Source organism: Muriicola jejuensis, from assembly GCF_010671595.1.
Classification (GTDB): Bacteria; Bacteroidota; Bacteroidia; order Flavobacteriales; family Flavobacteriaceae; genus Muriicola; species Muriicola jejuensis.
In genome coordinates, this window is the sequence record NZ_JAABOP010000001.1 from 887,864 (window position 1) to 910,202 (window position 22,339).

Consider the following 22,339-nt stretch of genomic DNA (forward strand, 5'->3'; position numbering starts at 1 on the left):
CGCTTAAAGGTTCTTCAGGTCCTTGATGGTCTTGAAGGCGATATCCACCTGTTCGTCATTCACGATGATGGTAAATTCGTTGGTGGTGGAGATCACCTCAAAGAGGACGATCCCTTCCCATGCCAGTCGCTGGAAGATAAAGTAATAGATCCCCGGAACGGAAACATTCTCAGCAGGCAACTTGACGGTAATAGAAGAAAGATCCGTGGCTTTTTGGGTACATTTCTCCCCTTTGAAAAGGGTTTCCACTACCCCATCAAGGCTGTTACTCACCACGATGTTGAGTTCGTTTACCCCCCGTGATGAGGTGTAAAACACTTCCTTGTTTTTACTGACCTCCTTCAGGAGCTGGGTCTGGTTGTCCAGTATGGTCTCCGAAACGAGGTAGGTGAAGTCGGTAAGAGAAGACCGAACGGTGATCTCCCCAATATTCTTCAGAACTTTAAGGATGCGGTGGGTAGCCCTGAATTCGAGGTCGTCCGAGAGTCGTTTTAACGCCATCACGATAGCCCCATTGCGCACGTCCTTCCCCAACTCTTCCTCAATTTCGGACTTGATGATTCGCGACAGGGAGGTAAGGTTGATGATCCCTTGTGACAGGGCACTTTGAAGAAAGGGTTTCTTCCGGATGTATTGCTCAACCACAGAGGAAATGGTCTTCATCTCTTTTCTTTCAAATATAACAATATGTTATAAATAAAACGATTTCTAATAAGGAGAAAAAGCGGCCTGCAGGTGTTCCAGGGTATATCGGTCCTGAAAATGGAGGATATAGATGATGTCGAACCTCACGTCCACATCCAGTAAATTCTCAAGTACGTAATGGTCTGCTGCCTGTATGAGAAGGTTTCTCTTTTTCTGCCCGATCGAGAGGTCCAGGGGTTGTAAATGCCCTGCACGCCTCATCTTCACTTCCACCACGGCAAGAATGTCCCCTTTTTGGGCGAGGAGGTCTATCTCAGCCTTTCCGAAACGATAATTTCTCCTGAGGATGATATATCCCCTCTCGGTAAGCCATCCCGCCGCAAGGTCCTCCCCTTTCCTGCCCAATACATTTTGCAGCCTCATACTCCCTTGAAAATTAACAAAATAGCGCATTTCATCGAAAAATGGCTGCAGAAGGCCGTTATTTCGAGCCTGAGATTGTACTTTAGGTATCCGGATATCGAATTTCTGGTGTTTTCCATACTAAGGAATTGTATTAAGCGTTAAGAATTTGCCCCTACACACATGAACGTTCTTAAAGCCTAAAAAACAACTATGGAATTTTTCGTTAATTGTAACACCTCTACATTAGCGCCTTACACCACTCCCCTGGATAAAACCAGGGCGGCGCACCTGTACAGAAGATTGGGATTTAGTGCATCGGTTCAGACTGTGGATCAGGCTGTGGGCCAGAATGCGGGAACCCTGGTGGACTCCCTTATCAACGAGGCCATCAACATGCCTCCCCTGGCCGCTCCGGCATGGGCAGACTGGAACAATAGCAACTACCCGGATGACGATGATCTGGCCCGTCAATTGAGAAGGGCCCAGACCGAGGAATGGGCAGTGGCCTATACCAATGGATTGCTAACCAACAACCTCCGCGACCGGCTGAGCTTTTTCTGGAGCAACCACTTTGTGACAGAACTGGACGTTTATAACTGTCCGGGATTCCTATATTATTATATCAATTGCCTGCAGCGAAATGCCATTGGGAACTTTAAGACCTTTGTCAGCGAGATCGGTCTCACCAGTGCCATGCTCTATTATCTCGATGGAGCCTATAACAACGGGAACAACCCCAATGAGAACTACGCAAGGGAATTATATGAGCTCTTCACCCTTGGGGAAGGAAATGGATATACAGAACAGGATATCATTGAAACTGCAAGGGCCTTGTCCGGCTACACCGAAAGAGGAGACGTCGGATGCTCCCAACCTCTTTTCGATCCCACGAGTTTCGATGCAGGAACCAAGACCATCCTGGGGCAGACGGGTAACTGGAATTACGATGACGTAATGGACATCCTCTTTCAGCAACGCCCCACTGAGATTGCGACCTTTATCTGTGGCAAACTCTATGAATACTTCGTTCACCCCGATTCTGACGATGATGCGGGCAACGCGCAGACCATTATCAGCGGGATGGCGGCGACGATGGTGGCCAACAATTTCGAAATAGCCCCTGTACTTTCTCAACTCTTCAGGAGCCAGCACTTTTTTGACGATGAGGCTATAGGGGTCATCATTAAGAGTCCGTTCGACCTCTATTTGAACCTTATCAATGAAACCAGCTTTGCATATAATGACAATACTATACTCAATGTAGTAGATACTACCAGAATGCTCGGGCAGGAATTGTTCGATCCCGTGGATGTTGCGGGTTGGCAGAGAGACCGTACGTGGATCAATACCAACTTTATCATCGGCAGGTGGTTAACCTTGGAGGTCTTCCTCGAGTTGTTCTTCCAGGGCAACCAGGAACAGTTCAGGACCCTGGCCATGAATGCCGTAGGGCCCGCTGACAGCAACACCAGCAATCCCGAAACCGTGGTGAGGGCACTGGTAAACAAGTTCACCCCCCTTGGCTTGCTTACCGAACAGGATTTTCAAAATGCCCTGGATGTCTTCAAGATCGATGATGTTCCGGAAGAATATTACGGCCCGGACTACATCCCAGGAGGCCTCGGCCTTTGGATGCTCTCCGTAAGCCCTGAAGTTCCCCAGCAGGTCTTTTTACTCCTGATGCATTTGTCCAGACAACCCGAGTTTCAACTTAAATAAACCTACTGTTATGTGTAATAATCATATCCCTATCAATATAAAGAACAACCATGGCCACGACGAGGAACACAAATTCTGGAGTCGGCGGTCCTTCCTGCAGGCCCTGGGAATAGCGGGTTCGGGTTCCATGATGCTGGGCAGCCATATGCTCACCGCTTCTGCTCCCTCCCCCCTTACAGCGGCCATAGCCAATGCCGATTCGGACAATATCCTGATTCTCATCCGCCTCTCCGGAGGGAATGACGGTCTGAGTACGGTGATACCCATACAACAGTACGATGTGTATGCGAATGCCCGACCCAATATCTACATTCCGGAAAGCAAGGTGCTTAAACTCACAGACGACTTTGGTATCCCTTCCTACATGAGTGCCCTCGAATCCATGTGGGGAGAAGGACAGTTCAAGGCAGTACACGGTGTAGGGTATGAGAACCAGAGCCTTTCTCACTTTACAGGATCAGACATTTACGCCAATACGGACCTGACCACCACCGGATTCTCCGGCCTTAATACCGGATGGATGGGTCGCTATTTTGAAAATATCTACCCTGATTACCTGATCAACCCCCCAGCCTCACCGGCTGCGATACAGATCGGGCAATTCGGGAACCTCGTCTTCCAGGGCGAAGAGACCAACTACGCCTTTGTGACCTCCAACATCGATCAGTTGGAGGAGATCGCGGAAACCGGGGTACAGTACAGCCTGGATCCCGCCTTGTTCAACCAGTGTATGTACGGTGACCAGCTTCGCTTCCTCAGGGGAGTTGCGAATACAACCTATGAATACGCCGGTTTGATCCACGAGGCCTATATGAGGGGGCAAAACCAGGTTGAGTACCAGGACAATGGGTTCGCAAGGCAACTGGCCTTATTGGCCCGCCTTATCAAAGGAAATCTCGGTACCAAGGTGTACATGATCTCCATGGGAGGTTTCGACACCCACGGGAATCAGCCACTGGCTCACGAGCGACTGATGTCTAACCTCTCTATAGCCGTGAACAATTTCTACGAAGACCTGACCTTTACCCAACAGGATGAAAAGGTGCTGAGTATGACCTTCTCGGAATTCGGACGAAGGATCTTTGAAAACGGTTCTAACGGTACTGACCACGGGAAGGCAGCTCCTACCCTTTTCTTTGGATCGGGGCTGAATGGAAGCGCTTTTGTAGGGGATCACCCCTCCCTGGAAAACCCTAACGGCAGGGGGAACCTGGAATACACCATGGATTTCAGGGACCTGTACGCCACGGTCCTGGCAGAATGGATGTGTGTGCCTATCCCACTGGTGGAACAGCACCTGCTGGACCACCCATACAATCCGGTTAACCTCGGGTTCAATTGCAGTGGGGTAGAATTCCCGGACATCGCCTACAGTGACGAACCCTTTACCCCGCCCACGCCCATGGATCCGAATTCAGAGGACCCGAGCGAAGAACTGTTGAACGCCATTGTACATAAGCCCTTCTACCCCACAGATCAGAGTCCGCATATCTACCTGGAAATGCCTTTTAGCGCCCATGTGGATATACAGCTCTACAACATCCTGGGACAGAATGTGGGTACTATCTACAACGAGATGATGTTCGAGGGCTCGGTGGAGATCAACATCAGAGAAAGAATGCCCATGCACCTGTCTACCGGAAAATACATTTATCGCATCCAGGTACAGGACCGCAAAATGTCAAAGTCCGTTATGGTGGCATAAGCTATCCCTACATCGCTATAGCAGCCCTTGTATTTTAGGTTCATAAACACAAATAGGACCACTGAATACAAGGGCTTTCTTTTTTCTCCGGACGGGAAGCGGGCATAAAAAAATGGTTATTTTTGTGCCTTAATCCTCGAACTTGATGGCCACAGACCAGAAAGAATTTTCCCGATATACAATCACAGCGGCCCTGCCCTATACCAATGGTCCCATCCATATAGGCCATTTGGCGGGGGTTTACGTGCCTGCAGACATCTATGCCCGCTTTCTCAGGCTCACAGGAAGGGAGGTCGTTTTCGTCTGCGGAAGCGATGAACACGGGTTCGCCATCCCGATGAAGGCAAAAAATGAAGGCATCTCTCCTAAAGAGCTTATCGATAAATACCACGGGATCATCAAAAGGTCCTTCGAGGATTTTGGGATCACTTTCGACAATTACTCCCGTACTTCGGCTTCCATCCACCATAAAACTGCCAGTGATTTTTTTGTCAGGATGTACGAACAGGGAGATTTTATAGAGGAGACCACAGCTCAGCTTTACGACGAACAGGAGCAGCAGTTCCTCGCAGACCGGTTTGTTACCGGGACCTGCCCTAAATGCGGCCATGAGGAGGCCTATGGCGACCAGTGTGAAAATTGCGGGTCTTCCCTCAATGCCACCGACCTGATCAACCCAAAGTCAACCCTTTCCGGCGCCAAACCCAGTTTAAAGGAGACCAAACACTGGTTCCTGCCCCTGGAGCGGTATGAGGATTTTCTCAAAAAATGGATCCTCTCAGATCACAAGAATGACTGGAAACCCAATGTATACGGGCAGTGCAAGTCCTGGATTGACGACGGTCTGAAACCCAGAGCGGTCACCCGCGACCTGGACTGGGGTATCCCTGTTCCGGTAAAAGGAGGCGAAGGGAAGGTACTCTACGTATGGTTCGATGCGCCCATAGGATACATCTCTTCCACAAAGGAATGGGCAGAACGGGAAGGAAAGGACTGGAAACCTTACTGGCAGGACAAGGATACCAAACTCGTGCATTTTATCGGGAAGGACAATATCGTGTTCCACTGTATCATCTTCCCGAGCATGCTCAAGGCCCATGGGGATTTTATCCTGCCGGAGAACGTCCCTGCCAATGAGTTCCTCAACCTGGAGGGACAAAAGCTATCCACTTCCAAGAACTGGGCCGTATGGCTGCACGAGTACCTGGAAGATTTTCCCGGGTCCCAGGACGTACTGCGGTATACCCTTACGGCCAACGCCCCGGAGACCAAGGACAATGATTTCACCTGGGCCGATTTCCAGGCACGGAACAACAATGAGCTGGTCGCCATCTTCGGGAACTTTGTCAACCGGGTGGTCGTGCTTACTGAAAAGTACTTCGACGGAGTGGTTCCTGCATCAGGTACTCTGAAGGAAGAGGACAGGGAGACCCTCGAGGCCCTTCGTCAATTCCCCGGGACTATAGCCCAATCCATCGAGCGCTACCGCTTCAGGGAAGCCGGACAGGAACTCATGAACCTCGCCCGCCTGGGTAATAAGTACCTGGCAGAACAGGAGCCCTGGAAAGTGATCAAAACAGACAGGGAAAGGGTTGGGACTGTCATGCATACAGCCCTTCAGATCGCTGCGGCCCTGGCGGTGCTTAGCGAACCTTTCCTGCCTTTCTCTTCAGGTAAATTGAAGAAGATGCTCAACCTGGGCACTCTGAGTCATGCTCTGGACTGGGATCGTATCTCGGCCAGTGAAGTACTCTTACCCGAAGCGCATAAACTGGGAGAGGCCGAACTCTTGTTCAGGAAAATCGAGGATGAGGAGATCAAAGCACAATTGGACAAACTGCAAGCTACCAGGGAATCAAACAGTTCAAAAAACAAGAGCGTTATGCCACAAAAAGATACGATCGCTTACGAAGATTTTTCAAAAATGGACATGAGGGTAGGCACCATCCTGGAGGCCGAAAAAATGGCGAAAACCAAAAAACTCATGATCCTGAAGGTCGATACGGGATTGGACAAAAGGACTATCGTTTCAGGGATCGCTGAACACTTTTCCCCCGAAGAGATCATCGGGAAAAAAGTAACAGTACTGGTAAACCTGGCTCCTAGGCCTCTTCGAGGAGTCGAAAGTCAGGGTATGATCCTCATGGCAGAGGATGCAGAAGGTAAACTGACCTTTCTGAGTCCTGAGCAATCTGAGGTTCCTAATGGGGCCTTAATCTCCTGAACTTATTTAATAGTTCTTTAACACCTTCAGGTCTTTTATTTTATGTAGGATTCCCCTTTCTTTATAGGGAACTGCAATCCACAATGAATGAAATTTCTTTACTGTATCCTTGCTCTTTTCACTCTTTTGTTTTCCCGGGCCCAGAACCCCGGGTCCTTTGATGATGTGATCCCGGCCTTTGAGGCTTATTCCGAACTTCCGAGGGAGGTAGTATTCGTGCACCTCAACAAATCCGTATTTATCAAAGGGGAAGCAATTGGATATAAAGCCTATGTAGTGGATAAGGACACTAAAAAACGCTCCCTGGAAACAAAGAATCTGTATTGTGTGGTGCAGGACAGCCTTAATCAGACGGTAAAAGAGCAGCTGATCAGGATAGAAAACGGTGTAGGGAGTGGTCTGATCAATCTGGATAGTACGTTTACTTCAGGACAGTACTACTTTAAGTCGTATACGAACTGGATGCGTAACTTTTCGGAGCCGAATTACTTTGAGCAGGTCCTTACCGTGATCGATCCTGACAAGACCGAAGAGATCACTCCTGTAGAGAAAGAACTGGTTGTAGACGCCCAGGTCCTTCCCGAAAGTGGCCATGCACTGGTGGGTATCAATGCTAATTTTGGCGTGGTCATCAAAGATGAAAAGGGACTTGGATATCCTTTTTTGGAAGGAGAGGTCGTCAATACTGAAGGCGATGTAGTCACTAATTTTAAGCTCAATGCCTTCGGGATCGGGAGATTCTCTCTGATACCCGAACCCGGCACGGACTACTTTGCCGAGTTCAGGGTCGCGAACAAGGATTTCCGGGTCCCCGTTGGGTATATCGAACGACAAGGGGTAACCTGTACGCTGAAGGATCTTAGGGACCAACTCGGGATCATCCTCAATGCTAAATTCAGAAACAACTGGCAAAAAAACCAGGAGTTTATGCTGAGTATCCACAACGGAGATAGTATTAAGGCGATAGACATCTCATTCAGGGAAGAGTCGAGGGTAGTAAAGGTTTTTCCCAAGGCGGATTTGTATCCTGGCATCAATGTGTTTACCCTTTTTGACAGTTCCGGCACGCCCATTCTCGAAAGGCTTTATTTCAATCACCAGGGTATTTCAATCCACAAAATTACCCCTCCCGAACTGGAATTCGCAGCCGACTCCATACGTGTTTCCTTTTCAGTGGACGCGTTGGACCCCAAGTACTGGAATAGCGTGAGTGTGTCTGTCCTGCCCGCAAATACATCGGCCAGTAAGGCGCATCACAATCTGCCGTCTTACACGCTCCTTTCTCCTTACCTGCGTGGTCCGGTGGAAAATGCAGCTTATTACTTCAAGGAGCCTACTCCCAGGAAGGAATACGAGCTGGATAATCTGCTCATCACCCAGGGCTGGAGCAGCTATCAGTGGAATACCATCCGTAACAAGCCGCCCAAATATCTGTTCGACTTCGAAAAAGGACTGTATTACAAAGTCACATTTAATCAAAAAACGACGGACGATTTCTTTGTGTCTCCCACAAGATATAACGACTCAGAGTTCGTAACCGTGGGAGAGGAACAAAAATTCTTTTCGAGGGACGACTTCTTTCCGGTAGATGGCGAAAAACTCGTCCTGGCTGCCATCGACAAGAATGGGATGTGGTTCCAGCCCAAGGTCTTTGTGCAATTCAAACCGTCCTCCATACCTCCCCTGGGATTGAATGAGGTGACCCCGTTGGGATATCGAGAGACCCAAATCCTGAAAGGTGCAGAGGAAGTCAGGCCCTTCGAAGGTTTTTATGAGGTGCAAAAGCTGGACGAGGTCCTGCTTCTGGAACAGAGCAAAAAGAATCGAATAGAGAAAATTAGAAACAAAACAGTAGGCAGGGTGGATTTTTTTGAAGAGAATGACTATCGCCGCTACTGGTGGTTGAGTACCTACCTCAGTGGAAGAGGATACATCGTTGACGAAACTAACGGACGATTTACCATACTTGCTAGAAATCCTGGTAGTTTTAGCAATGGTATACCCAAGGCTACCCCGACCATTTTTTTGGACGGAGTTCTTCTAACAGATTTCAGCGTATTGTATCGTTTTTCAATGGAGATAATAGATTACATAGAGATCAACCGTTCGGGTATCGGAGAAGGTTTGAGAGCGGATGGGGGTGGTGTCATCAAGATTTTCACAGATCCTTCTAAGATCAGGAGAGCAAGGGTAAGTGGTGAAAGCCTGGTCAATTACGACATTCCCATGACCTTTTCTTCTGACAAACGCTTTTATAACCCCATGTACAATGATTATTTCGGAGAATTTTTTAACAACTTTGGGGCAATAGACTGGCATCCTAATGTGGTCCTTGACACAAAAGGGAAGGGACAGTTTAGTTTTCTGAATTATGGGTTGCCAAAGGTGAAATTCTATGTTGAAGGGATTGTAAATGACAGCGAATTTGTTTCGGATGTAGTTGAAATTAAGGTACAGTAGCCCTTGCTGAAGATCGCATACCATCCCATTTACAAACATCCCCTTCCTGAAGGCCACAGGTTCCCTATGGTCAAATATGAACTTCTCCCACAGCAACTGATATACGAGGGCACCTGCACTCCGGAAAATTTCTTTGAACCCGATATCCCTGATGACCAGTACATCCTCTCTGTCCACGATGCCGATTACTATCATGACCTGGTCAATTTGAGGATCCCTCAGAAAGCGGTCCGCAAGATCGGTTTCCCTCTGAGCGGGCAACTCGTGGAACGCGAACGCATCATTGCCGATGGGACTATCAAGGGGTGCGACTTTGCCCTTGAATTCGGCATTGCCATGAATATAGCCGGAGGGACCCACCACGCCTATACCGATCGTGGAGAGGCCTTTTGCCTGCTCAACGACCAGGCTATCGGGGCTAGGTATCTGCAAAGGGAAGGGAAGGCGAAAAAGATCCTGATCGCAGACCTCGACGTTCACCAGGGCAACGGCACTGCCCAGATCTTCCAGAATGATCCGTCGGTATTTACTTTTTCCATGCATGGCAATTCTAATTATCCCTTTAAAAAGGAGGATTCAGACCTGGACATAGCCTTAAAAAAAGGCACTTCTGACGAGGAGTATCTGGGGATTCTCAAGGAGATTTTTCCCGGGTTGATGGAGGAGGTACAACCCGACTTTATCTTTTACCTCTGTGGTGTGGACGTCCTGTCTACCGATAAACTGGGCACCCTGGCATTAACCCCCCAGGGGTGCAAAGAGAGGGATGCCTATGTACTGCGTACCTGCAGGGATCTGGGAATACCCGTGCAGTGCAGCATGGGAGGAGGATATTCAAAAGAGATCAGGATTATTGTGGAAGCCCATGCCAATACCTTTCGCCTCGCCCGGGAACTTTATTTCTAAATCTCGGGATCGGGCTATTCTTTTCATTCAACTGATGTTTATCATGAATGCATTGGCAGAGATTCTTTATTTTTATGGAAAATACGATCTATGCTCAGTAATAAAATGGAAAAGGCACTCAACGAACAGATCCGCGTTGAGGCCGAATCGTCTCAGGTTTACCTGGCAATGGCCTCATGGGCCGAAGTAAAAGGTCTGGAAGGAATTTCCCTCTTTATGTATCGCCATTCAGATGAAGAAAGGATGCACATGCTCAAGCTGATCAAATACGTGAATGAAAGGGGAGGTCATGCTCATATCACGGATCTAAAAGCCCCTAAAAAGGATTTTGGCAGCTTTCAGAAAATGTTCCAGGAACTCTACGAACACGAGATTTTTGTATCCAAAAGCATCAATGAACTCGTTCAGGTATCCCTGGACGAGAGGGACTATGCTACCCACAATTTTCTGCAGTGGTATGTAGCAGAACAAATCGAGGAAGAGGCCCTGGCCAGAAATATCCTGGACAAGATCAACCTTATTGGTAATGACAAGGGCGGACTCTACCTCTTTGACCGGGACGTACAGCAGATCACCGCAGATAGTGCAGCTTCAGATACCACCCAATAATTTAACAGGTTATTTTTATTGATTCTAAATAAAAATAATTATTTTTGACTCATTCACTTTGGCCGAATGGGCAAGAAGAAAAAGGAAATAAAAAAGAGATTAAAACGGGAAGTCAAGGCCCAAAAGGCCACATTGCGCGCTCTTTCCTATGAAAATTGCAAATCGAAGTGTTGCAAGAAATTCAAAAAGTGTGAAACCAAGCGTTGTAAACGCTGTCCCTGTTTTGACCTTCTTCAAAAAGTTGCCTGACCTGTAAACAGAGTTAATTCTGCTTCGACGCTAAGGAATTTGGTTTTGGATCCACAGAGACATCACCCGGGCCGTTTTCTCCGGGAATTCCCTGGGCAGAGTAAAAGAGGGCCTGACGATTGTATCCCTTTCCGTGATTTACGGTGATATCGCATTCAGCTTGATGTGACTGGTAGGCCCTTCTCTTGTAGAAAATATAGATCTTATAAGCTGAATACTCCTTTTCCTTCAACTTTTTTTCAAAATTGAGTTGATCCTTCCAGTAGTCGGCCTCATCCTCCTGGGAAGTGAACCTCATTGTTTCCTCCATATGAGCATCACTCAGGGCCATTTGTTCATAGAATCCACCGAGATCCATCCCATTATCTTCCCATTGGGTATATCCCCAAAAGGAAAAAAGGGTGAGAGAGAAAATCGCGATGAATTTAATGGTTTTCATAAGCCAAACCTCGTGGTCGTCAATGAAAAAAATTCCCCGAAAAGAGGATATAAAAATTAGTCATATTCCATGAACTTAAAAAGAAAAGGGGGCAAAATACCCCCTTTATCGACCATGTGACAGATCACTGTTTCCCGAGCATCAGCAGTTCGTTGCACTTGATCTCAGAGACGTACCGCTTCTCTCCTTCCTTGGTCTCATACGTCCTGTGGATCAGTTTACCTTCAACGGCTACCTCACTGCCTTTCAACAGGAATTTCTCCACCACATCGGCCAGTTTTCCCCAGACCACTACATTATGCCACTGTGTCTCAGTGATCTTTTCCACCTTCGAGTTTTTATAGGTCTCATTGGTGGCGATCGAGAACTTGGCTACTTTGTTCCCGCTGTCGAGGTTTACTACCTCAGGATCCTGCCCGAGGTTTCCAATCAACTGCACTTTGTTTCGGATTGCATTCATCATTACTTCATTTTACGGTTAAACAGTTAATGCGTTCGGTTCTTATCCCGACCCTGCAAACCTATGTCCTTCTCAGATAATGAGCTGGTTGTTAATTATTTATTTTCGTTTGTAAGTGATTGTAAACGGTTTCCTTCCTCGATCGGGTAATACGCCGGTCGAACTGAAGGCACACATGATTATTATTTTTATATTGGGGATTCTAATTAAACCTCATTTCTCCTATGAAAAAGATCTATTTCCTTTTGTTTCTCATCTCCGGTATCCTGTTCATACAGGCACAAACCCCTGCCGAAATGGCCGCTGCCTTCGAGAAGGAAGCCACAGAAAATTCACACCTTCCAAAACTCGCCCATGAACTCATGGATGTGGTCGGACCCAGATTGGTCGGGACCCCTCAGATGAAGAACGCTCACGACTGGGCGGTCTCCACTTTTGCCGAATGGGGGATTTCTGCCAAAAACGAGGCCTGGGGAACCTGGAGAGGATGGGAAAGAGGGATCACTCACATAGATATGCTGTCCCCAAGGGTAGTTTCATTAAGCGGGCGTCAACTCGCCTGGAGCCCCGGGACATCCTCCAAAGGGATTACTGCCCATCTCATCACCATACCAACTCTGACAGACTCCCTTGCCTTCGCGAAGTGGGTGTCGTCCGTTAAAGGAAAGTTTGTGCTCGTTTCCATGCCCCAACCCACAGGACGCCCTGATTACAACTGGGAAGAATTTGCCACACCTGAATCCTTTGAGAAGATGAAAGCCGATCGGGATGCCATGGAAGATGCCTGGAACCAGAAGATCAGGAATACCGGGTACAACAGCAGGACCATTAACGAGGCTCTGGAGAAAGCCGGCGCTTCAGGGATCGTCCAATCCCGCTGGTCATCCGCTTTCGGGGCGAACAAGATCTTCAGTGCAAATACTAAAAAAATACCTGTGGTTGACCTCTCCCTGGAAGATTACGGCATGCTTTATCGACTTGTGGAGAATGGAAGTGACCCCCTGATCAGGATCGTTGCCGAATCCAAAGAACTGGGAAGGGTGCCTACCTTCAATACTATAGCCACCATCCCCGGAACTGAGTTTCCGGATGAGTATATCGTACTCTCTGCCCATTTTGATTCCTGGGACGGGGGGACTGGCGCTACGGATAATGGTACAGGAACCATCACCATGATGGAGACCGCTAGGATCCTGAAAAAATTGTATCCCAACCCTAAACGCACCATAATCGTGGGATTGTGGGGCAGCGAAGAACAGGGCCTGAACGGCTCAAGTGCTTTCGTGGAAGACCGTCCCGAAGTGGTGGAAGGTCTTCAAGCCCTTTTCAACCAGGACAACGGTACGGGCCGGGTGGTAAACCTCTCAGGTCAGGGATTCCTCCACGCCTACGAATACCTGGGAAGGTGGATGGAAGCCGTACCCGAGAGTATCACCCGCCATATAGAGACCACCTTTCCCGGTAGTCCCGGAAGGGGAGGTTCGGATTACGCTTCCTTCGTAGCAGCAGGGGCACCGGCCTTTTCCTTGAGTTCACTCAGCTGGAGCTATTGGAATTACACCTGGCACACAAACCTGGATACCTATGATAAGATCGTCTTCGACGATGTGAGAAACAACGTGATCCTCACTGCCATCCTGGCCTATATGGCCAGTGAAGACCCCGAAAAGACCTCCAGGGAAAAGGCGGTTCTTTCTACAGACCCCAGAACAGGGGAGAAAAGAGAGTGGCCCACTCCGAGGTCCCCCAACAGGGAAGGCGGAGTCGACTAAACTGCAACAAATCTGATATGAAACCCGTCAAAGCCTTTCTGATACTCTTCCTGGCCTTCTCCTCAGGCTGCCGCAATTCACCACCCCAGGGACCATCCGGAGAGGCCCTTTCCAAGAAGTCGCCTTCCTCCGTGGGAATGTCCCGGGAGCGTCTGGACAAGATAGAAGCCATGCTCCAGGCATCGGTAGACAAAGGGGAGATCCCGGGGGCGGTTGCTCTGATCGTAAGAAAAGGTGGCATCGTGTTACATGAACCTTTTGGTTACGCCGATTACGCCTCCCAAAGAGAGATGACCAGGGATGCCATCTTCCGTATCGCATCCCAATCAAAAGCGATCACTTCTACGGCCGTTATGATCCTATGGGAGGAAGGAAGATTCCGACTGGATGATCCCATCTCCGATTATATCCCCGAGTTCAAGAACCCACAGGTCCTGGAGTCCTTCAACGAGGCAGACAGCACCTATACCTCCCGGCCGGCAGAAAAGGAGATCAGTATCAGGCATCTGCTCACCCATACCTCCGGGATCGGCTATGGGGTCATAGACGGAGATGAACGCATACGAAAGATCTATGCAAAAGCAGGGATCGTAGACCTCTATACCACAGAGGATATCCCCATTGGGGACAATATCAAGAAATTGGCGGCTCTACCGCTCCACCATGACCCAGGGGCGTCTTTCACCTATAGTGAAGGACTGGATGTTCTAGGGTATTTTATTGAGATCGTTTCCGGAATGCCCTTTGACGAATTCCTGCAGACCCGCCTTTTTGAGCCTCTCGGCATGGATGATACCGGATTCTATCTCGATATCGACAAGGCCGAAAGGCTGGTTACCGTGCAGCGACCTGTTGAAAATGGATGGGAAAAATACCCTGTTACCTTTTACGACACAGACTATCCGATCAAAGGGGCAAAACGGTTTTTCTCAGGAGGTGCCGGGCTCTGTAGCACGGCCAGGGACTACGCCATATTCCTGCAGATGTATCTGAACGGCGGCAGGTATAACGGGGTGCGGATCCTGAGTCCCACCACCATCAGGAGCATCATGGGGGATCAAATGGGCATACCCCTGGGCGACAGCGGATATTACTACGGCCTGGCCTTCGGTGTCGTCACTCCCAAAGGAGAGGCCCTGGGAGGGACTGGCACTGCAGGTACGTTCGACTGGGGTGGTTATTTCAACACCCAGTACTTTGCGGATCCCGAAGAAAAAGTGATCGGCGTCCTGATGAAACAGACCCAGGGTCTCCCAAAAGACGATACCGGTTGGAAATTCCGCCAGATGACCTTTGCATCTATAGAAGAATAATCCATATTTAATTCATCACCCATAACCAATACCTATGAAATTCCTTCAAATCATTTTGATCCTGATCCTGATCCTCCCGGCATCTGCTGAAGCACAAAGAAGATCACGTAAAACCCCTCCTCCTACCCCCCCTGTGGAAGATTCCCTCTTTCACGGACTAAAGTGGCGCAATATCGGCCCTTTCCGGGGCGGGCGGAGCGTAGCTTCCTCAGGGGTGGTCAAAGAACCCATGACCTATTATATGGGAATTACAGGCGGAGGCGTCTGGAAGACCACGGATGACGGGATCAGCTGGACGAATATCTCAGATGGCCAGTTCAGGACCGGGACCGTCGGCGCCATCGCCGTGTCTGAGAGCAATCCCAACCTGGTGGTTGTGGGTATGGGAGAACATGCCGCGAGGGGTGTCATGACCTCCATGGGAGACGGGGTATACAGATCTACTGATGCCGGGAAGACCTGGAAGCACATCGGCCTGGAATTCACCAGACATATTTCAGATGTAATCATTCACCCCACAAATCCGGACATCATCTTCGTAGCCGCCCAGGGTGCCCAATACGGCCCCTCAGAAGACCGCGGGATCTACCGGTCTACCGATGGAGGTAACACCTGGGAAAAGGTCCTCTATCTCGATGATACCACAGGTGCCTCTTCCCTGTCTATGGATATGAAGAACCCGCTCATCCTCTACGCAGCCATGTGGCAGCACAGGCGCTTCCCCTGGACCATGGAATCAGGCGGACCCATGTCAGGGTTGTTCAAGTCCACAGATGGAGGAACCACCTGGGACAAACTGAAGGAAGGTCTTCCGAAAGAATTTGGAAAGGCCGGGGTCTCTGTATCCAGGGCCAATCCTGAACGCGTATTTGCGGTTATTGAGGCCGATGGGGAAAAAGGAGGCGTATACCGTTCTGACGATGCGGGGAAAAAATGGACACAGGTAAGCAAAGACCGCATCAATATTGCCAGGTCTTGGTATTACATGGAGATCCTGGCAGACCCCCAGGATGAGAACACGGTCTATGTCCTGAATGCCCCGGTGACAAAATCCATTGACGGAGGAAAGAACTTCTCCCCCCTCCCAACCCCGCACGGAGACAACCACCATTTGTGGATTCACCCTTATGACAACCAGAAGATGATCAACTCCAATGACGGAGGTGCAAATATTTCAAATAATGGGGGAAAAAGCTGGAGTTCCCAGGCCATACAGCCCACGGCACAGTTCTACCGAGTGATCACAGACAACCAGGTGCCTTATCGCGTCTACGGGGGTCAACAAGATAATTCTGCCATCTCTATTGCCAGCAGGACCAACGGTCAGGGGATCGACTGGAAGGACTGGTATTCTGTCGCAGGATGTGAAAGTGCCTTTCTCGCCTTTGATCCCGACAATCCGGAAATCGTCTATGGCGGGTGTTATCAGGGGATCATTGAAAAATGGGTGAAAGCTTCGAGGGAAGGGAAGGCCATTAAGGAATATCCCGAACTGGCCCTGGGAAATGTGCCGGCTGATTTTAAATACCGATATAACTGGAACGCTCCTATTATCACTTCCCCCCACGACCGCAGTACCATCTACCACGCGGGGAACGTGGTCTTTAAATCGACCGACGAGGGACAAAGCTGGACGGTAGTGAGTCCCGATCTCACACGCAATGACAAGAAAAAACAGGGCCCTGGCGGGGGGCCATACACCAATGAGGCTGCCGGAGGCGAGAACTACAACACCCTGATGTCACTGGTTGAATCGCCCCATGAAAAAGGGGTGCTTTGGGCCGGGTCCGACGATGGGTTAATTCACATTACCCGTGACGGTGGAAAGACCTGGAAAGATGCCACACCCAAGGAGCTGGGAGAGAGCATCATCAACAGTATTGAGGTTTCCCCCCATGATCCGGCGACCGCCTATGCAGTGGCCATGCGGTACAAATTCATGGACCTCAGACCTTATGTTTTCAAGACCTCAGACTATGGCCAGACCTGGACTAAGATCACGGAAGGTATCTCCGGACCCCATACCTTTGTGAGAGTGGTGAGGGAAGATCCCAAAAGACGTGGCTTGCTCTATGCAGGCACCGAGACCGGACTTTACCTCTCCTTTAACGACGGACAGAACTGGCAGCCTTTCCAACTCAACCTGCCCGTAGTTCCTATTAACGATCTGGTCATTCAGGATAACGACCTGGTGGCGGCCACAGCAGGACGTTCCTTCTGGATCCTGGACGATCTGGGTGCGATCCAGGCTGCCCCCCTCAGCGGGCAGTTCCTGAAGATCATCAAACCCAAAGACACCTACATGATTTTTGGGGGAAGCACGGACAGGCCCATTCCGGGGCTGGGCCAGAACCCGAAACAAGGAGTGACTGTGGATTACTATCTGAATGAGAAATCCGACAGCATCGCACTTACCCTGGAGATCATACAAAATGGGGAGGTTCTCCGGAGTTATTCCAGCAAGGCAGACAAGGAATTTAAGTCATGGCCGGGCGGACCTTCCAAACCCGAAGTGCTCCCAGCGAAAAAAGGGTATAACCGCTTTACCTGGGATTTCCGACGGAACCCTATTCCCGCTGTGGACCAAGTGTTCGTCTATGGGAATTATGACGGATCAAGAGTAGATCCGGGTGTCTATACACTCCGGCTTTCACTCGGCGATAAAATATCTGAGACCGAAGTAACCGTCCTGAAGAATCCACATGTGGAGGCCACAGATGCCGAATATGCCGAACAGCAAAAAATGCTGACGGACATCGAATCCACCATATCCGACATCCACAGGGCGGTCAGTGAAATGCGATCGGTCAAAAAGCAGGTCAAGGCATACAAAGAACTGCTAAAGGAGAACGGAAAGGCGCAGGAACTCCTTTCCATGGGAGACAGTTTGGTCACCCGCATTGAAACATGGGAAGAGAACCTGATCCAGCCCAAACAAAAGACCTTCCAGGACGTGATCAATTTCCACAACCAGCTGAACGCCGAACTGATGAACCTGAAAGACTATGTGGATGCGGCAGAACCCAAAGTTACACAGGGAGCAAAACAGCGGATGGAGGATCTCATGAAAAAATGGAGTGGATTCGAAATGGAATGGAAAGCCATTGTGAACAGGGAAATGTCTGACTTCAATCGCAAATATCGTGAATTGGGATTGCCTGCGCTGATCGTGGAGGAGTGAGCTGTGGTTCGTTCGGGTGGGCAACTGTTAAAACCTTCTTTCCCTGCTTGTTAGCTTCGGTAAGATCAGGGATCTTTACTCCTTCGTTTGCAGAAGGATCAGATGGAACGGAGGTGTTTGGAATGCGGGGAAACCATCAGGGGTAGGACGGATAAAAAATTTTGTGCGGATTACTGCCGCAATGCCTATAACAACAAACTCAACAAGGACAGCAGGAACCTCGTCCGGAATATCAACAACAGGCTTCGAAAGAATTACCGCATCCTTGAAAGTTTTGTCCTGGACGGAGGGAAGGCGAAGACCTCCAAGAGCCGATTACTCGATATGGGGTTTCATTTTGAACACATCACCAATCTGTACACAACCAAAAAAGGCCACACCTATTTCTTTGTGTATGATCTCGGTTACCTTCCCCTCGGGAATGATTGCTACATAATCGTAAAACGAGAATAGCCCCTGAAAAGCTTCAGAGGCTATTGAAAACTTGGCTCTTAAAAAAGGATTACTGGTAATTGTGACTACTGAGTTTCAACGCTGCTATCACGATGTCCTTTCGACTGATTTGGCCAACCAGAAGCCCGTCCTTCATCACGGGTAACCTACGCCTTTTGTTCTTGTGGAACACTCCTGCGGCGTCAAAGATGCTCATATCGTGGGGGATGGTCTCTACTTCCTTGGTCATAAAGCGCTCCACACTCTTGTCCAATATAGGCTGGTTGAAATACCGGCTTTCAGAGATCTCCTTCATACAGTCGGCCTCCGAAATGATCCCCACCAGAAAACCGTTGTCGTCAAGCACCGGACCCCCTGAAATGCGGTTCTTTGCAAAGGATTCCATCACCTCGAGGACCGATTGGTCCGGTTGGAAGGTGATCAGCTTTTTGGACATATAGTCCTCCACCAAAATAGGGGCATTATACTCTTTTTTGGACACATCCTTGGCTCTTCGGCCCATAAAACTTTTAATACCCATACCTGTTCGTTTTTAAAATGGTTAGCCTTAAATATAGCAAATTTGGGTGTATCTTTTAAAATTAGTCGACAAACGGCAGCAGGCCGGGAGTTTTTTTTACTTTTAAGCAAGAATAAATGATGATGAAAAACACCAGGCTCTGGATCACCATACCCCTGCTCTTACTTGCCATTTACTGGAGCTTTCATTCCCTGATGCCCTCCCCTACTGATAAGGGTCTGGAAGGATCCTATGGGTTTTCAACGGACCTCGCCCTTGAGCACGTGGTGAAAATTTCCCAAAAACCCCATGCGGTGGGTTTTCCGGCCCACCAGGAAGTCAGGGACTACATTGTACGGGAACTGGAAGAATTAGGCCTGGAGGTAAGCCTTCAGGAAGGATATACGGCGGGCGACTGGGGTAACTACAGCAAGGCGACGAATATCGTGAGCAGGATCAGAGGCAGCGGGAGTGGCAAAGCTTTGCTCCTCCTTTCTCACTACGACAGCAATCCGCATTCATCCCTGGGGGCCAGCGACGCAGGGAGTGGTGTGGCCACCATCCTTGAAGGTTTGCGTGCGTTTCTGGAGAAAAATAAAAATCCGAAGAATGACATCATCATTCTGATATCTGACGCAGAAGAACTGGGCCTGAACGGAGCCGACCTCTTCGCCAACAGACATCCCTGGACATCCGAGGTGGGACTTATCCTGAATTTTGAGGCCAGGGGAAGCGGAGGACCCAGTTATATGTTCATGGAGACCAACCGGGGTAATGAAAAACTCATAGAGGCATTCATCGCAGCCGATCCGGACTATCCCGTGTCTAACTCCCTCGCATACAGCATCTACAAGCTCCTTCCCAATGATACGGACCTCACTGTATTCCGGGAAGACCGGGATATTGAAGGTTTTAACTTCGCCTTTATCGATGACCATTTTGACTATCACACCGTCAGGGATTCCTATGAACGTTTAGACCGCAATTCCCTAACCCACCAGGGCAGTTACCTTATGCCCTTGCTGCATCATTTCAGCGAAGCAGACCTGGGGCAAATGAAAAGCCTTAACGATCACGTCTATTTCAATATTCCTGTCTTTAAGATGGTCTCCTATCCCTTCGACTGGATCTGGGCCATGTGGTATATTGCCCTGGCCGCCCTGATAATCCTCCTGATAGCGGGTTTTAAAAATCAGAGACTGACGGTAAAGGGGGCTCTAATGGGATTCCTCCCTTTGCTTGTAACCTTGATGATCAATGGAATAATCGGTTATTTTGCCTGGACGGTCATTACTGCCGCCTATCCGGGATACAAAGACATCCTCCAGGGGTTTCCCTATAACGGACATACCTATATCCTGGCAATGGTATTGCTTTCCCTGGCCGTCTGTTTTTGGGTCTACCAGGGTTTTAAATCAGTCTCCCTGCCGGATCTGCTGGTTGGCCCTGCGATCGTCTGGCTGGCTATCTGCTGGGGCGTGGCACAATACCTTCCCGGGGCCAGTTTTTTTGTCATTCCACTATATGCCTTTCTCGCCTCCTTCCTGCTGTTGCAATACCAAAAAGAACCCAATCCCCTATTGTTGTTGTTCCTGGCGCTGCCGGCTATTTTTATCCTGGCCCCGTATACTTCCATGTTCCCTGTAGCCCTGGGCATGAAAATGGGCATTACGACCACCCTGATCACCCCCCTGATTTTCGCCTTGTTGTTACCTCTGGCAGCCCAATACAAGTGGAAAAAGACCCTGGGCATTCTGGCCTTTTCCGGATTCATGATTGCGATCCTGGTCGCCCACCTGAATTCCGGATTTACGCCAGACAGGGCGAAACCTACCAGCCTGGTCTATGTCCTCAACACGGACGATAAACAGGCTCAATGGGCTACTTATGAAAAGGACCTTTCTGCCTGGACCCGAGGGGTAATGGGAAGCGATATCCGGGAACAGGGCTCAACAGAGAACAATATTCCAGGGAGCAAATACAATTCCCGTTATACGTTCTGGGCTTTAACTGATGAAAAAGAGATACCCGGACCCGTGGTGACCATCGAGAAGGATACCACGCTGGGTGATACCCGTTTCCTGGAAGTCGGGATCTTTCCGCAGCGCAATGTAAACCGCCTGGAGGTATTTACCGGAGATACTCCCATTCTAAACGCATCTATCAACGGGATCGAACTCTCACCTTATTACCTCAAGGATCGAAGGAGTAACAGGCTGTTTACCCATTATATCAGCAACAACGACTCTACCTTCCTCCAAGTGAGTATCCCCAGGGGAAAGGAGCTGAACCTGACCCTTTATGAAGCCTCGAATGACCTCCTGGAAAATCCGGAATTTGAAATCCCCCCACGTCCGGAAGAGAACATCCCCATGCCTTTTGTGTTGAATGATGCGGTGATAACCATTAAATCCATAAGGCATTGAAACCTCGTATCGGGATATTGGGTTGCGGGTGGCTGGGTTTCCCCCTGGGCAGACAGCTGATCTCCCTCGGTTTCCCGGTCTCCGGTACTACCACCACTAAAGCGAACCTTCAGGTACTGAGAGATGAAGGTATCGAAGCATTCTACGTAGAACTCTTCAGGGACGGGGTAAAAGGCCACCTGATCGAATTCCTGAATGAAGTGGAGATCCTGATCATCGATATTCCCCCGGAACGAAAAAAGGAGAAAGGGGATTACACCGGCAAAATGGAACAACTTTACGAGGCATGCAGGATCACTCATATCCAAAAGATTCTTTTTGTGAGCAGTACTTCCGTATATGGAAACCTTCAGGGGGAGGTCACCGAAAAGACCGAACCTCGACCCGTATCCGAGTCGGCCAAAGCCCTGGTGGAGGCAGAGGCCCTTTTTTCAAAGGACCCTACCATGAGCTGCACAGTGGTTCGATTTGGAGGTTTGATAGGTCCGGACCGCCATCCGGTAACCTACCTGGCCGGGCAGCAGAACCTGACTAACGGGGATGATTTTGTGAACCTCATCCACCTGGATGACTGCCTTTCCCTGCTCTGCGCCGTGATCGAAAAGGAATGGTGGGGAAAGATCATCAACGGGGTGTATCCGGAACATCCTAAAAAAAGGGACTATTACACCCGTGAGGCGCATCTCAGAGGGCTTGCCGCCCCCGTCTACAAAAAGGAGTACGCAGGAAAATCAGGTAAATACATCAAATCAAGAACCCTGGAATCCCTGGGATTTGCATTCAAGACCCATATAGACCATCCTATTGAATAGGTATCCCCGGGGATGGTGAATTAAATTTTCAAGCCTGTTCAATTCAATGATTTATAGGGATT

17 protein-coding genes are annotated in these 22,339 nt (G+C 49.2%); 12 read left to right on the plus strand and 5 right to left on the minus strand.

Going from position 1 to position 22,339, the window contains the following annotated elements; all coding sequences use genetic code 11:
* Positions 1-3: 3 nt before the first annotated feature.
* Positions 4-663, minus strand: coding sequence for an aspartate kinase (locus tag GWK09_RS04020; RefSeq protein WP_163691712.1), 660 nt, complete (start codon positions 661-663; stop codon positions 4-6).
* A 45-nt stretch (positions 664-708) separates the two neighbouring features.
* The gene (locus GWK09_RS04025; RefSeq protein WP_163691713.1) at positions 709-1,068 is read right to left on the minus strand and encodes a YraN family protein; all 360 of its coding nucleotides are present in this window, start codon (positions 1,066-1,068) and stop codon (positions 709-711) included.
* Positions 1,069-1,260: 192 nt separating this feature from the next.
* On the opposite strand from GWK09_RS04025, the gene GWK09_RS04030 reads away from it, so the two are divergent.
* The 6 genes from GWK09_RS04030 to GWK09_RS04055 all read left to right on the plus strand — a co-directional run bounded on the left by GWK09_RS04030 (position 1,261) and on the right by GWK09_RS04055 (position 10,673).
* On the plus strand, positions 1,261-2,769 hold the full coding sequence (locus GWK09_RS04030) for a DUF1800 domain-containing protein (protein ID WP_163691714.1): 1,509 nt from the start codon (positions 1,261-1,263) through the stop codon (positions 2,767-2,769).
* A gap of 10 nt (positions 2,770-2,779) precedes the next feature.
* On the plus strand, positions 2,780-4,474 hold the full coding sequence (locus tag GWK09_RS04035; protein WP_163691715.1) for a DUF1501 domain-containing protein: 1,695 nt from the start codon (positions 2,780-2,782) through the stop codon (positions 4,472-4,474).
* 145 nt (positions 4,475-4,619) lie between these two features.
* Complete coding sequence (gene metG, locus GWK09_RS04040) at positions 4,620-6,698, plus strand: methionine--tRNA ligase (protein ID WP_163691716.1); 2,079 nt, start codon at positions 4,620-4,622, stop codon at positions 6,696-6,698.
* Between the two features lie 87 nt (positions 6,699-6,785).
* Positions 6,786-9,158, plus strand: coding sequence for a hypothetical protein (locus tag GWK09_RS04045; protein ID WP_163691717.1), 2,373 nt, complete (start codon positions 6,786-6,788; stop codon positions 9,156-9,158).
* Positions 9,159-9,161: 3 nt separating this feature from the next.
* The gene (locus GWK09_RS04050; protein ID WP_163691718.1) at positions 9,162-10,064 is read left to right on the plus strand and encodes a histone deacetylase family protein; all 903 of its coding nucleotides are present in this window, start codon (positions 9,162-9,164) and stop codon (positions 10,062-10,064) included.
* 90 nt (positions 10,065-10,154) lie between these two features.
* Entirely contained in the window at positions 10,155-10,673 is a 519-nt protein-coding gene (locus GWK09_RS04055) for a ferritin (protein WP_163691719.1), read from the plus strand.
* Between the two features lie 262 nt (positions 10,674-10,935).
* Here the strand turns inward: GWK09_RS04055 and GWK09_RS04060 are convergent, their stop codons facing one another.
* Together GWK09_RS04060 and GWK09_RS04065 are read right to left on the minus strand one after the other, a co-directional pair.
* The gene (locus tag GWK09_RS04060) at positions 10,936-11,361 is read right to left on the minus strand and encodes a hypothetical protein (RefSeq protein ID WP_163691720.1); all 426 of its coding nucleotides are present in this window, start codon (positions 11,359-11,361) and stop codon (positions 10,936-10,938) included.
* A gap of 124 nt (positions 11,362-11,485) precedes the next feature.
* Positions 11,486-11,821: a single-stranded DNA-binding protein gene (locus GWK09_RS04065; protein ID WP_163691721.1), complete on the minus strand. Its 336-nt coding sequence runs from the start codon at positions 11,819-11,821 to the stop codon at positions 11,486-11,488.
* Positions 11,822-12,045: 224 nt separating this feature from the next.
* Here GWK09_RS04065 and GWK09_RS04070 point away from each other — a divergent pair, with 224 nt between their 5' ends.
* From GWK09_RS04070 to GWK09_RS04085, 4 genes are all read left to right on the plus strand, one after another.
* The gene (locus GWK09_RS04070) at positions 12,046-13,593 is read left to right on the plus strand and encodes a M20/M25/M40 family metallo-hydrolase (RefSeq protein ID WP_163691722.1); all 1,548 of its coding nucleotides are present in this window, start codon (positions 12,046-12,048) and stop codon (positions 13,591-13,593) included.
* 17 nt (positions 13,594-13,610) lie between these two features.
* The gene (locus GWK09_RS04075) at positions 13,611-14,906 is read left to right on the plus strand and encodes a serine hydrolase domain-containing protein (RefSeq protein WP_163691723.1); all 1,296 of its coding nucleotides are present in this window, start codon (positions 13,611-13,613) and stop codon (positions 14,904-14,906) included.
* A gap of 34 nt (positions 14,907-14,940) precedes the next feature.
* Entirely contained in the window at positions 14,941-18,087 is a 3,147-nt protein-coding gene (locus GWK09_RS04080) for a VPS10 domain-containing protein (protein WP_163691724.1), read from the plus strand.
* 102 nt (positions 18,088-18,189) lie between these two features.
* Entirely contained in the window at positions 18,190-18,540 is a 351-nt protein-coding gene (locus GWK09_RS04085; protein WP_163691725.1) for a hypothetical protein, read from the plus strand.
* A gap of 49 nt (positions 18,541-18,589) precedes the next feature.
* On the opposite strand, the gene GWK09_RS04090 is transcribed toward GWK09_RS04085, so the two are convergent.
* Complete coding sequence (locus tag GWK09_RS04090; RefSeq protein ID WP_163691726.1) at positions 18,590-19,060, minus strand: CBS domain-containing protein; 471 nt, start codon at positions 19,058-19,060, stop codon at positions 18,590-18,592.
* A gap of 122 nt (positions 19,061-19,182) precedes the next feature.
* Between GWK09_RS04090 and GWK09_RS04095 the strand changes: the two genes are divergently transcribed.
* A complete protein-coding gene (locus GWK09_RS04095) occupies positions 19,183-21,465 on the plus strand; it encodes a M28 family peptidase (RefSeq protein WP_163691727.1) in 2,283 nt (760 codons plus the stop codon).
* On the plus strand, positions 21,462-22,277 hold the full coding sequence (locus GWK09_RS04100) for an SDR family oxidoreductase (protein WP_163691728.1): 816 nt from the start codon (positions 21,462-21,464) through the stop codon (positions 22,275-22,277). Before GWK09_RS04095 ends, GWK09_RS04100 begins: the two co-directional genes overlap by 4 nt.
* Positions 22,278-22,339: the final 62 nt, after the last annotated feature.